Here is a 12,350-nt window from a genome sequence, read left to right as displayed (position 1 = left end):
TTTCGGGCGGTCGAGCTTTGATTGGCGGCGAGGTGTATGTTTCTCGCCGCCAGATCGCAGAGGGGATATAAAATGAACGTCGATTTGAGGTCTGCAGACCCGAACTGAAGCGATGGCTGCGAAGACCCAGCATTTCAAAGTCGGCAACGGCGACATGACGCTGATCGAGACGGCGTCAGGACGGACGATTCTTGGCGACATCAACATCTGCGCGACTGAGGAACCGACCGACGAACGCCCCGACTTTTGTGAGCAGCTTCGAGATCGGTTGAGTTAGACAACGCGCACCAACTTAGTGCATTCTGGCGTGCGCGGGGAATCATGGCTCAACCGACTCAGATGAAGAGGTTCACCGTTGCCTTAGATGCGGCCGAGTACGCCGCCCTGCGCGAGCTTGGCGAGCGTCAGAAGCCATCTGTGAACCTACAGTACATGGTGCGCTAGGCAGTGACGAACCTGCACGATCGTCACACTGACGCGAAACTGCCGCTCAAGCTTCCCCTGTCGTGAGCGCGCTGCGATGAAATTTATCGACCTTTTCGCCGGCCTGGGCGGCTTCCACCAGGCGCTCGCGGGCCTTGGCCATAAAGCGGTGTTCGCGTCAGAACTCGATTCAACATTGGCGGCGCTCTACGAGAAGAACTTCGGGCTGAAGCCGCACGGCGACATACGGACTTCTTACGTCGAGGTCCCAGCTCACGACATCCTTTGCGCCGGCTTCCCGTGCCAGCCATTCTCCAAAGCCGGAGATCAAAAGGGCTTCGACTGCCCCCAATGGGGCGATCTCTTCGACTACGTTATCAGGATCCTCGATCAGCACGAGCCGCGCTTTCTGATGATCGAGAACGTGCCCAATCTGATGCGACACGATTCGGGTAAGACTTGGCGCCGGATCGAGGAAAGGCTGCGCGACGCTGGCTACGCGATCGACTCGGCGCGTCTGTCGCCGCACCTTTTCGGCGTTCCGCAGGTCCGAGATCGAGCCATCATCGTCGGTGCTCGTACCGGCTTGGATCGCTTCGAGTGGCCGAAGCCGACGCATTCCGCCGATCAACTCAGCATTAGCAACGTTCTCGACAAGAATCCTGCTGGGGCTCGCGTCCTGACGGAGACTTTCATCACCTATCTGACGGCGTGGCAGGCATTCCTTGATGCCATCCCGGCAGACGAGGACCTCCCCTCCTTTCCTATCTGGGCCATGGAGTTTGGCGCGACCTACCCATTCAAGACGGCGACGCCGACAAAGCATGGGTTGACGGAGATCCGCTCTTTCAAGGGCGCCCTGGGGGCGCCGCTAAAGGATCTGTCCGCCGAGGCCGTGCTCGCCGCTCTGCCGGCCTATGCACGCGATCCGGACGACGCCTTCCCGGACTGGAAGGTCGCGTTTATCGAGCAAAATCGAGCTTTCTATCGACGCCACAAGGCTGTGATTGATCCTTGGCTGCCGAGCATCAGTACCTTCGCGCCGAGCTTCCAGAAGCTTGAATGGAACTGGAAGGGCGGGCCTCGCGACATCTGGAGCACAATCATTCAGTTTCGGGCCTCGGGCATCCGAGCCAAGCGGCCGCTGTCCTCCCCATCGCTCGTTGCCCTCACCACCAGCCAGGTCCCCGTTATTCCCTGGGAGCGCCGCTATATGACAATGCGCGAATGCGCACGTCTTCAAAGCATGGGGAAACTGGAGCATTTGCCTGCCACGCAGGGCGCGGCCTTCAAGGCGCTTGGAAATGCCGTGAACGTCGACGTCATAAACGCGGTTGCAACAGCGCTCCTGGGCTTACCGACAGAAGTCGAGCGCGCCCAACCTTCGCTGCCCTTGACGCATATGCATGAGAAAATCGAGGCGTTAGCCAGCGTCGGCTAAGGGGCACGGCTTGGTGCAGCGATCGGAATGGTCTTGGGCCAGTCCGCCGCGAGCCCAAAGAAGTTGCCTAGGAGCATGGGGAAGCGTGGGGTGGAGAGCGGCGTGATCGATCTAGACTACGACCAGATAAGCTCCTTGCTAAGCGACCTGTCGCAGCCCAGCTTCGTGCCGAAGCTCCGCGGCGTAAAAGCGCCTCAGGCCTTTGACGGCGCGGACGTTTCCTTCACGTCCAGCGATTGGCTCTCGCGAGTGCTCCAAGTCGGAATCTGGCTCAACCTGGATGCCAGCTTCGATGGTGAGGATTCTCCAGAGACGGTGGCGCTTCGGCTCTTTGATGAGCTTTCCCCCGGGAAAGCGGCTGTCAGCTTCGTCGTCATCGATGGGCTCGTCCGGCTTACCGAGTTCGGAGCGCAAAATCTGGAAGAGCGGCTCAGCCGGGCCGCCAGCAACCGGACCATGTTCCTGCAGCTCATTGAGGAAGAGGAGCGATCGGTCGCCGCCGCCACCGAGGCGTGGGTCCAGGCGTGGGATGAGCCCCCCATCGTCGAGCCGCTCTCAATCAATGCCAGCGTGGACAAGTGGCGCATCTACGACCTTGCGGGTCGCGCATCGCAACAGCACCTCGACCTCAACCCTACCTACCAGCGTGATTTCGTCTGGTCGAACTCAGATTCGCAGATGCTCATCGAGTCGATTCTCAGTGGTATCCCCTTGCCGTCGATCATCTTGGCCAAGATGTCGAACAGCCAACGGTTTCAGATCGTAGACGGAAAACAACGTCTAACTGCGATCCTCCGCTTCATGGGTAGCCACCCGGAAGGGCTGGAGAACGCGAAGCAGATGAAAGACTTCGAGGTCTTCAAGACCAACTTCGCTCAATTCGCACGGCGCAACTCATTGCGCGCGGCGGATATCCGAGACAACTACCTCCCGTTCAAGACGAAGAGCTACCCCGAGGGTCATCCGCTCGTTAAGCTGGGTGGACGCTACTACTGCGATATCAGAAATGAGTCCGTTACGATAGCTGGAGAAACGATCACGGTGGCTGATCTCTTCGAGACGCCCTGCGACTATTTCATACCTGTCCTGATCTATAAAGATACAAAGGTTAGGGACATCCATCGTGTCTTTCAGTTATATAATCAACAAGGAATAAAGCTCAATGCCGAAGAAATTCGCAACGCGGTCTTCAACCACCTAGCCATATCGCGAGCAATTCTTTTTGTAAGCGGCGACAGGCCCGAAGCGACCATTGCGCCCGAATTGGTCGAGGCAGGTATCGATCCGAAGCCGGATGCGCATCAAATCATCAAAGATCTAGGCTTCGGAGTAACGCGCTTTCGTCGGACCAAGATACTGCTGTGGACCGTGGCGACCCTGATCATGAAACCCGCCCAGGCGCCCGACGGTGCGTACCGAACGCCGTCCACGGCGAGTCACATTGATGAGTTCCTACGTGCGATCGATGGTGGCCGCCTCGCGCAGTTCACCTCGAACCAAACGCTCATCAATCTCTCGACCGATCTTATCGCGGCCTTGGAGCTTCACCAGACGGTTTCGGATGCATGGCACCCGAGGTTCAGACGCAAAGGCAAGAGCGAGATGGCGTCACGGTGGGAGGAGCTTCCGGTCGTGGCGAGCCTCATGGCGTGCCTCGTACTCGTCATCATGGGCGAGCAGGATCGCATCATCGGCGGGTTAGAGGCGGTCCGTCAGCGCACCGCCGTGATGGTCGGGCCGGAAAGCACCCAGAACAAGACGCAGTGGGCGCACATTGCGGCGTCGTCGACATCGATATTGGAAGCACTCGGGATTGACCTGTCTTTGGCTCATTCGGAGGTTACCGAGCGATACGGCGACAGCGCGATCCAGGCGTTGATCGAAATCCGCAAGATCCCGATCTGATGGTCGTCGATCTTCAATCCTGGATCGGACCGTTGTCTGTGGTGCCGGCCGCACAAAAACAGCGTGGCCAGATTGGTGTCGATACTTCAAGCGCGGGCCAAGACGACTGGTGGTCGCGTTACCGCTCCGCCCTTGTGACCCGCCAATCGGAGAGCGGGGTACAGATCCTAGAGGATGACGCGCGCTATATCATCGACAGAGCCATCCCGGAGTCGGGACCCGACGCTGAGCAAGCGGCTTGGCCTGCCGGCCGCGTTCGGACTGGCATGGTCGTCGGCTCGGTCCAGTCCGGCAAGACGGCTAGCATGCTGGGCGTCGCCGCGATGGCTCTCGACCGTCGGGTCGACTTGATCATCCTCTTGGCCGGGACCCGCGTCGGCCTTTGGCTGCAGACCTATGAACGCTTGCTAGCACAACTCGACGGCTCGACCCCCGAGAACGCCTACTGGCGCCGCGCCGAACGGCTCATTCTACCGCAGCCCGCGGACATCCTGAACGAGCAGCGAGCAGAGCCTTCCCGCTACCTTCAGCGCCAACTGGCGAAGCTGGCCCTAAAAGCCGGCCGGCCAATCATCTGCGTGGTTCCCAAGGAGGACGACCATCTGCTGATGCTGCGCCGATTTCTGCAGCATGTTATCGACGAGCCGTTCCTGAACGCGCGGCAGGCGCCGTTCAAGATGCTTCTGCTCGACGATGAGGCGGACGACGCGTCAGTCCTCGATAGTGAAAGCTCGCTCAAGGTGACGCCACGCCTAATCACCGCTCTTTGGAGCGGCGACTCGGACCTCTCGGAAACCCGCCACCAGAACCTTCTGGCAAGCTACGTGGCCTACACCGCAACGCCGCAGGCCAACTTTCTACAAGCGACGCACAACCCTCTATCGCCTCGCGATTTCAACGCGGCGTTGCGCGTGCCCGGAGGTTCCGGCGCCCTTAGCCCTCGCTCCCTTACGTTCACAGAGCCGAGAGGCTTAAGCGGCTACTATTGCGGAGGCGAGATCTTCTACGAGCGGTTGCAAGGAATTCCCGGGGCTGCCCTGGTCAAACCCTCACCGTTCCCCGAGCTTCGCGTCGGCGAGAGTCAGGCGGAACTCGATCTGCGTCATCAGGCCCTGCGCTGGGAGATGCTCTCCGATGCGCTGCGAAGCTTTCTGGTAGGCGCTGCCGTTCGGCTTCACCAGAGCGGTGTGTCGCTCACGATGGCGCGCTCCGCCATCTTCGATACGGCCGACGCGGCGAGGGCCGCGTCTCCTCTAGCCCACACGATGCTGCACCACCCCTCAGTACGAAAGGGAGACCATTTCAGTGCGGCGGTCGACATCGTTCGTTGGTCGATGTCTTTGCCGGGCGAGGAGCAACGAACCGTCGTTCCCGACGAGGATATCGGGTTACCCGAGCTGAGAATGTCTGTCGAAGGCCTCGTGAAGCGGTTGGATGCCGAGGAACAAACATGGCAGGCTTGGCTTGCACAGTTCGAGACGACCCGCATCGCGCTTGCGACGATGCCGAGCGCGCCCTACCAACCTATCGCTCTCGCCTCGTGGGCAGCGATCCGTTGCATCCTTATCGAAGAGATTTTTCCGAATGTCGCGATCAGAGTCCTAAACAGCGATCCTGCCTCAGACGACCGGCCGCGCTTTCAGCCCGAACAGGTCGCTGGCGGCTACGCGCCAGCGCCGGATCTTTTGTCCATTTTCGTCGCGGGTAACGTGCTTTCTCGCGGGCTGACCTTAGAGGGACTATCCACGAGCCTTTTCCTACGCAGCGCGACCGAACCGGCAGCCGACACCCAGATGCAGATGCAAAGGTGGTTCGGCTATCGCGGGCCGCATCTGCCGTTCTGTCGTGTGCTGACCTTTGAGGACCAACTCCAGCTATTTCGGAGCTACCACGTCAACGACAACGCGTTGAAGTCCGAGATAATGCGGAAGATGGAAGATGAGACAGGTAATGCGGCCTCTTCGATCCTGGTGCTGCAGGGTGCCTCGTTCCTCGCGACCAGCAAGGTTGATAGCCGGAAGGTCCCGCTCTCGCCGGGGCCGCGACCATCCATTCGCTTGGTCGAGACGGTGGATGGTGGGCTGGCAAATGCGAATGTGGACGTGCTGAGCGATATCTGCAGCAACGGTCGATGGGTTCCGTTGGCGGACGCCAATAGCTTCGAGCGCGGGATCATTCGGGAACAGCCGATCGGACTCCTCGCCTTGGCTGACCTGCTCGATCGCTTTCGTTATGGCCACCACGATCCTGATCCCAGCAACGAATTGAGCCTACGCTGGCACCATTACGAAGCCCTTCTCGGACTGACCGACCGGCTCTTTCGGCCGCCCGGCCAGGCGCCGCAGGCCTACGCCGTCGAGCCACAGTCGTGCCCATACTCGATTGCCGCTTACCTTCGGCTCTGGGAGGCGCTACGAGGCGACCGCCACGCACCAGGCTTTTACCCGACAGACCGTCCCGACGTGCCTTGGTCCTATGCCGATGCCAGTTCAGCGCCCGGACCCCGCTTCTACGTCGCGGTGCGCTTCGGCGACCAGAAGGCTCAAGACCCCCGACTTATAAAGCACGGAATCAGGGCGATGACCCGCCAGCTTTCGCCCAGCGAAAAATCACTGCAGACGCTGTGGGGAACCCGGGGATACGGCGGCTCCTATATCGGCGACGAGTTGGTCGATTACTATTATCATGGCACACGACCTTTTCCGTCGCTGGAGGGGGGCGCCACATGGCGCCCTCGGGGCCATCCTGGCCTTGTCCTTTTCCACGTCATCCGATGCGATACCGCTCCGAACGACTTGGTCGCCATGGGGCTTGGTCTGCCGCATGGCGGCCCCGATCACGTCGCGGCGCTGCGGGCATGAACAATCCCACGTTTGAGGCGCTCCGCGACGATCTTGAAGCGTTGCAGGCGCCGGACGGAGAAGCGAGGAACCTACGGTGGCTCTCCCAGCTGCTGGCCGTTGCGCGGGGCGCCAGTGGGGACTACGAGATCTTTCTTCGCGGCGCCGAACTCGTGGCGACGTCACCTCTCGTTCGCCGGCACCTGCAGCATGGCGAATGGCAACCGCAAAGCGGAGGCGACCCGTTTCCGGCGACCCGCATCGTCCTTCCATCAGCCCCTCATTTTGCCTCGGTGGCTGCCTTGATCGCTGTCGAACTCCTTCGTGCTGGCTTGGGTGTCGGGGACGATTCGCAAGCCGCTTTCAGTGACGTGGAGCCGATTATCGAGATGGCGATCCGGCGCGGCGCATTGCCGGAAAATGTCATCATAGGATTGATCGGTGAACTCATCGTGCTGAGACAGAGCCTTCTCAGTATCGGATCTCAAGATCATCTGAAGGGCATCATTCTCGAGGCTTGGCAGGGCTGGCAGCCCGGCGGCGGGCGCGACTTCATTTTTGGAGCGAACTCGATCGAGGTAAAGACGACCCAGTCCGTGAGTTCGATCCACGAATTTTCTGGCTTCCACCAGCTTGAGGCGGCCCAACTTCCCAGCGGCGCCCAGGAGCAATTGCATTTGCTCAGCGTCGGCTTGATGCCATCGACAGCGATGGGGGAAAGCCTCCCGACCATCGTCGATCAGGTTCTTGCGATGCTGGGCAACGATACAGAATTCGGGCCCCTTCAGCTAGCTTTGCTGACACGCGTGGAGGCATATGGCGCAGCGAACGGCGTGGGCTACCGGCACGCGACGATGCATGATTGGAGCGCTTACGCGACCCGATACACGGCAACCTTCCAGCCACGCCTCTATCGTGTCGCAGACACAGCAATGCGTCTTCTGAGGCGCGAGGCCGTAGCCAAGACCTTTGTCGCGCCGGCTAGCTTAAGCTTTGCGATGCATTTGCCCGACCAGGTATCAGCTTTCAATCCAGCGCCGAGATGGCAGCAAGAACTCGCAGGGATGGTCCATTCCCTCTGATGAGGGGTTGTGGGGCACGCCCCCCGGATCCGCCAGCCAATTCTGCGCGGCTTATTCGGAAATGCAATCTCAAGCCGGCGTGATCGAACCAGCGCGGAAGATTCACCCGTGGCAATCGGGCACCGATGCTCCATGCGAAAGCGATATCCCATTGTGCAAGGACAGGCCCGACGTTATCGCCCGGCCGACGCGTCGCCTGCGCCTCGCCTAATGCTCAGCGCTAGCCGCGATGTCACCGCTCGATACCGTCACCGCCTATGCCGATCCGCAGCACGCTCAATCCCCTCATCTCAGGGAGTCCGTCGTCGGGGAACTCAGGTTTACCTCCGGACGGCGGAGGACGGTCTTCCCACCAGACGTTGTCTCGAACATAGTAAAATATCGGGCGATCTGAGACGCGGAATGCTCGGGGAGTTGTCGCTACGAGCGATAAAGCGGACGTTTGGCGTGGCTGCGGATTGCTCGGGCCAAACCCCGTCACGTAGTTAAATACGCTCGCGTAGGTTAAGTTCAGCAGTTCGTCGACGGTCATCGACCAGTCGTCAGTTGTACCGGTAGCTTCGCGACCGAACCCCGACTGGCCCACTTCGACCATATGCGCCAAAAACGAACCTAGTTGATCTCCGCCTGCCGACATCACCGTCGAAGGTGCCTGCTGGTGCCACTTAGGACTCGGCTGGCCATCGATCAAACCGTAACGGCCGCAGTCGATAGGCGCACCGCTATGTCCGCATGTGGCGAAATCGCGATTACCCTGCCGATATCCAGTAGGAAGCGAGAATAGCGGCCAGCGCGTGAAAAGATCGAGCTGTCGGAGATCGAGCGTACCGGTGAGCGTCTTACCGCCACCCGCGGCCGCCATTTTCGCTTGGATCAGCGCTGCCCACCTTTGCCCTGAGCCACCGGACGTAAGGTCGTCAACGACAACCAAGAGATCAGCGAGTTCGCAGCTTACACTGTTGCCGGCAGAGTCAGTGAATGTCGCTTGAGGGGCTTTATGACAAAAGACGCCGCTCATTCTTACATGGTAACCCGCCGGCCCAAGGATAGGGTTCCATGCACTGGCGATTGCGGGCACTCCCCCGAGAACTGCCGCTGCGACAAATCCCACCTCGCCGGTGGGGGGAGCTTGCCCATGGGACGAGGCTCCTGTCTGCAAGATCGGCGATAGGGCCGCATCTGCTGCATTCGCGAGGTTGGCAATCAGGCGGTTAGGGATCATGCCCGCATCCTGCAACGGCAAAGTAGTTCGCTACCAGTCAGCATGGTCTACGGCAGCCCCATCGACTACCTCACTTAACGGCTCAGACCGACCATTGATAGGTGAACACGACCGCCTAAGCGAGGAAAGGGCTAAGGCCACGAGATCGTTCGGCCAATGAGTAGCTCCATGTCGAAGTTGCAGTTCCTCGCGGCAACTGCATGGGCATTGTCTTGCGCGAGCAACGCGCCCAATCGATCAAGCCAATGTCAGCGTCCGCCCCCAATGCCGTCCTGAAACGGACGGAGTTCTGGCAAATGCGCGCCCATACCATTGAAAAAGTCGCCATTGCTGCGGGCGTGAATCCGAACGAGGCGACGGTCTCGTAGCCCTTCACCTCAGACACGTCGAAGGTCGGCGCTTCGGGCAAGGCTGGCCAGCGTTTCGGCATCGTGACGGCGAGCGCCTGATCTGGCCGCTTTTCGCAAGGCCGATCGCCGGCCGCCAAAAGCTCGATCTGGCCCTAGACGATGTCGTTCAGGGCGGGCCCGGCGCCGCGATAGCGCACATCCGTCGCCCCGACAGCAGTCAGCGTCTGAGATAGTCGGTGCTTATACCGCTGTTGAGCGCTTCTTCGTGGAGGCGGAGAAGCGGCTGGAGCACCTCGGTGAGGATCGCCGGGAGCACATTCAAAGCCGCCTGGCGCTGGCGCGAGCGATGCTGGGCGAGCAAGATCCCCTCAGCTATCTCGCTGATTGGCTCGCGCCTGACGAGCGATACCAAACTCGATATCCCGACCAGTGAGAGTTGCGCCACTCAGTTGCCCGCGCCCAATGCTCGGTAAAGCGTCGCCCGGTGAACACCGATTGCTGCGGCGACCTGGCTCATAGTGTTGTCAGGCTGTGCGACGAGTTTTGCAACACGCTTTTGCTGAGCTATTGGCCTGCACGCGGGGCGCCGAGAGACTTAGGACATTTGCGACACCGAGTGGGGGCGCAAAAAGCTGGGGAGAATTTAACAAGAACATCTTGCCTTACTATACCGCGCTTCCCAAGTTGTTCACGGGATAGCCGATAGCTCCAGCGGTTGGGTTAGATGCCTGTAGAACACGAGTATGCTTTGCTCGGCGGGTTTAACCGAGCGAAGGTTGGCCGGTACCTAGCCTTGGTCTCTGCCGCTGTATCCGCCGCGGGTGTCTTGCTGTCGTCCGGACTGGGGGCCTGGCTGGAGATCAGAGGACTTCCTAGGCAATGGACCGTCTGGATCGCATCGCTAACTAGCGCCGCCCTGACTTGGGCGTGGCTCTATTGGGTCTTGGACAACTTTGCTTGGCGCTTTGCGCCTATCGGCAAGATTCTTGGCGTTCCCAATCTCAGCGGCCGCTGGGCCGTGAAGGGACGAACAGTCAATCCGGACAAAACATTAGGCGATCCCTGGAAGGGCACGCTGATCATCATCCAGCGGTGGGACAAGCTCCGCGTCCGCCTGGAAACAAAGCAATCAACATCGACCAGCGTTACAGCTGCGATCCTCTGCGAAAGCAGCGTCGGCTGGCGACTTCTTTACACCTACCGCAATGAGCCTCGTGTCGGCCAGGTCGACCTACATCCACATCGCGGCTCCGCTGACATCCTTTTCTCACTCGATCGCCAATCTGGGGACGGCGAGTACTTCAATGGCCTCGGCCGTTTCAGTTTTGGCACGATGCAGCTCACGAAGGAGCAGAGATAATGCCCCGGAGTATCAATGATCGCCTAACCAATCTTCGGACTCGACGAAAGGGTCTGGACCGAATTGACCGGCTAAACGACAGCGCCAAGCTTGAGATTTCTCGCCACGCGTCGCTGGACGAGAAATGGCAGCGGCGGGCACTGAGCCAGCCCTACACGCGGTACTCGCTTGGCGCGATGCAAGCAGTCGACAGCACCTACACCAAGAAGAGCATCGACGAAGCCGAGAGAGTCTCGAAACAGCTGCATGACGGCTTGGCTGTGGTCGTAGAAACAGAACTGCAGGGTTCAGTGCCTCTTGACGTCCATATTCGAGGCGTCAGTGACGTTGATCTGTTGGTGCTGGATGGCAGCTTCGTTACCTTCCAGACCAGCGGCGCCATGGCGCGCGCCAGTCTCTATGGAAGCGCTGGAGGTCGGACCAGCCTGAGTGCATTGTTTTTTCTGCGCAGCGAAGCAGAAGCACTGCTGAAGCGACGATATTGGGGGGCGACCGTCGATTGCAGTGGCGGCAAGGCAATTTCTCTTTCCGGCGGTTCCTTTGAACGGCCGGTTGATGTGGTGCCTGCTCATTGGCATGACACCGAAGCCTATCAAGCTAGTCGGCAGAAGCACGACCGCGACGTCACCATCTTGAACAAGAAGGTACCCGAAACGATCGCGAACCGGCCATTCAAGCATATCAAGCTGATCAGCGATCGTGACGTGGCTTATCTGGGAGGCCTGAAGAAGGCGGTCCGATTGGTCAAGAATGTGAAAAACGACGCCGAGAACCAAAACGCCGCCAATCTGCCTAGCTTTGATATCGCAGCCTTGCTTTATCACGCAGATGGAGCCGCGTTGCGTGCAGGGTATATCAACGAACTGAGCATCCTCGCTGAGGCGCAACGATTTTTCGATTGGTGCTATGGCAACAAGGACAAAGCACGGGCGCTTCGGACACCCGACGGCTTGAGGTTCATTCTCGATAGCGACGCCAAAATGTCGGCGCTTCTCAGTATCTCGGTTGAGCTGGACGATTTGGCGAACCAGGTGGCAATTGAGCAGGGCTTAATGGCCAAGCTTGGCTGGTCTGATGTCCACCGAACGTTGAGCAACGCCTACATTCCCGACGCCGCTTAGCTCGGCCGTGCGTCAACATTCCTGGTCGCTTGCTCCAAGCTCGACGCCAACAGCACGAACTCGGCGTCGTTGCTGCCCAGAGCTCGATAGTCGGCAAGGACCTGGTCGGCCAATTCGCGCGGGTCGTCATCCATCGTGTCCAAGAACAGCGCCAGGTCGAACGGCCAATCGGCGGGATTGTAGAGGTGCAACAGCAGCTGGTGCAGGTCGGCGTGGTAGAGAAGGTCGGCGCGATGGTCGACGCGCTAGCGATCCCATGTAGGCGGGTAATAGGTCGACGCCTGTTACAGCCTGTCGCTCGAACGCCCATTCTGTTCGGAAACGAAGGCCGCTAAGGTCTGGTTTGTGGCGCGACGTCAATGTCAGGTACTGGCGCAACTTGCCCTGGCGAAGATGGCGGTTTTGGCCCCCTTCCTGACCTTCGGAGCGTCCGGTTTCAGGACGCTCATTTTGGCGGTGGGCGCACAGCCGGATTGGCCTGACCTGCCACTGAGTTTTTCCTCCACGCGGAGTTAGAGTCCGGCCCTGATGAGGACGGACTGATGAAGCGAGCAAGATTCACGGAAGAGCAGATCATTGCGGTGCTGAAGGAGCACGAGGCTGGGG

General features: G+C 59.8%; 11 protein-coding genes. 8 read left to right on the top strand and 3 right to left on the bottom strand.

Annotated features, from left to right (window positions below; translation table 11 throughout):
* Positions 1-112: 112 nt before the first annotated feature.
* From AE618_RS28170 to AE618_RS22350, 5 genes are all read left to right on the top strand, one after another.
* Positions 113-277 (top strand): hypothetical protein, encoded by a 165-nt coding sequence (locus tag AE618_RS28170; RefSeq protein ID WP_156330435.1) that lies wholly within the window; start codon positions 113-115, stop codon positions 275-277.
* Between the two features lie 243 nt (positions 278-520).
* Positions 521-1,864, top strand: coding sequence for a DNA cytosine methyltransferase (locus AE618_RS22365; protein WP_082365492.1), 1,344 nt, complete (start codon positions 521-523; stop codon positions 1,862-1,864).
* Between the two features lie 102 nt (positions 1,865-1,966).
* Complete coding sequence (locus AE618_RS22360) at positions 1,967-3,769, top strand: DUF262 domain-containing protein (RefSeq protein ID WP_197280864.1); 1,803 nt, start codon at positions 1,967-1,969, stop codon at positions 3,767-3,769.
* Positions 3,769-6,630, top strand: coding sequence for a Z1 domain-containing protein (locus AE618_RS22355; protein ID WP_054211291.1), 2,862 nt, complete (start codon positions 3,769-3,771; stop codon positions 6,628-6,630). The genes AE618_RS22360 and AE618_RS22355 overlap by 1 nt, the downstream gene beginning before the upstream one ends.
* The gene (locus tag AE618_RS22350) at positions 6,627-7,691 is read left to right on the top strand and encodes a PD-(D/E)XK motif protein (RefSeq protein ID WP_054211290.1); all 1,065 of its coding nucleotides are present in this window, start codon (positions 6,627-6,629) and stop codon (positions 7,689-7,691) included. Before AE618_RS22355 ends, AE618_RS22350 begins: the two co-directional genes overlap by 4 nt.
* Positions 7,692-7,923: 232 nt before the next feature.
* Here the strand turns inward: AE618_RS22350 and AE618_RS28165 are convergent, their stop codons facing one another.
* The gene (locus tag AE618_RS28165; protein ID WP_156330434.1) at positions 7,924-8,913 is read right to left on the bottom strand and encodes a hypothetical protein; all 990 of its coding nucleotides are present in this window, start codon (positions 8,911-8,913) and stop codon (positions 7,924-7,926) included.
* Positions 8,914-9,113: 200 nt separating this feature from the next.
* Here AE618_RS28165 and AE618_RS28160 point away from each other — a divergent pair, with 200 nt between their 5' ends.
* Complete coding sequence (locus tag AE618_RS28160; RefSeq protein ID WP_156330433.1) at positions 9,114-9,281, top strand: hypothetical protein; 168 nt, start codon at positions 9,114-9,116, stop codon at positions 9,279-9,281.
* Between the two features lie 199 nt (positions 9,282-9,480).
* Here AE618_RS28160 and AE618_RS22345 read toward each other — a convergent pair whose 3' ends face one another.
* Positions 9,481-9,675, bottom strand: a complete 195-nt coding sequence (locus AE618_RS22345; RefSeq protein ID WP_054211289.1) for a hypothetical protein — start codon at positions 9,673-9,675, stop codon at positions 9,481-9,483.
* A gap of 531 nt (positions 9,676-10,206) precedes the next feature.
* Between AE618_RS22345 and AE618_RS22340 the strand changes: the two genes are divergently transcribed.
* Together AE618_RS22340 and AE618_RS22335 are read left to right on the top strand one after the other, a co-directional pair.
* Entirely contained in the window at positions 10,207-10,623 is a 417-nt protein-coding gene (locus AE618_RS22340) for a hypothetical protein (RefSeq protein ID WP_156330432.1), read from the top strand.
* Positions 10,623-11,744, top strand: coding sequence for a hypothetical protein (locus tag AE618_RS22335; RefSeq protein WP_054211287.1), 1,122 nt, complete (start codon positions 10,623-10,625; stop codon positions 11,742-11,744). Before AE618_RS22340 ends, AE618_RS22335 begins: the two co-directional genes overlap by 1 nt.
* Here the strand turns inward: AE618_RS22335 and AE618_RS22330 are convergent.
* On the bottom strand, positions 11,741-11,935 hold the full coding sequence (locus AE618_RS22330; protein ID WP_054211286.1) for a hypothetical protein: 195 nt from the start codon (positions 11,933-11,935) through the stop codon (positions 11,741-11,743). The two genes, AE618_RS22335 and AE618_RS22330, sit on opposite strands and share 4 nt — an antisense overlap.
* Positions 11,936-12,350: the final 415 nt, after the last annotated feature.

Origin of the sequence: Allobosea vaviloviae (assembly GCF_001298265.1) — a bacterium.
GTDB lineage: Bacteria > Pseudomonadota > Alphaproteobacteria > Rhizobiales > Beijerinckiaceae > Allobosea > Allobosea vaviloviae_B.
This window is presented reverse-complemented; position numbering and strand designations above follow the sequence as displayed.

What these genes read in the sequence shown, in the direction of transcription:
- AE618_RS28170 (WP_156330435.1), top strand. Translation starts at nt 113, where the DNA reads ATGGCTGCGAAGACCCAGCATTTCAAAGTCGGCAACGGCGACATGACG.
- AE618_RS22365 (WP_082365492.1), top strand. Translation starts at nt 521, where the DNA reads ATGAAATTTATCGACCTTTTCGCCGGCCTGGGCGGCTTCCACCAGGCG.
- AE618_RS22355 (WP_054211291.1), top strand. Translation starts at nt 3,769, where the DNA reads ATGGTCGTCGATCTTCAATCCTGGATCGGACCGTTGTCTGTGGTGCCG.
- AE618_RS22350 (WP_054211290.1), top strand. Translation starts at nt 6,627, where the DNA reads ATGAACAATCCCACGTTTGAGGCGCTCCGCGACGATCTTGAAGCGTTG.
- AE618_RS28165 (WP_156330434.1), bottom strand. Translation starts at nt 8,913, where the DNA reads ATGATCCCTAACCGCCTGATTGCCAACCTCGCGAATGCAGCAGATGCG.
- AE618_RS28160 (WP_156330433.1), top strand. Translation starts at nt 9,114, where the DNA reads ATGGGCATTGTCTTGCGCGAGCAACGCGCCCAATCGATCAAGCCAATG.
- AE618_RS22335 (WP_054211287.1), top strand. Translation starts at nt 10,623, where the DNA reads ATGCCCCGGAGTATCAATGATCGCCTAACCAATCTTCGGACTCGACGA.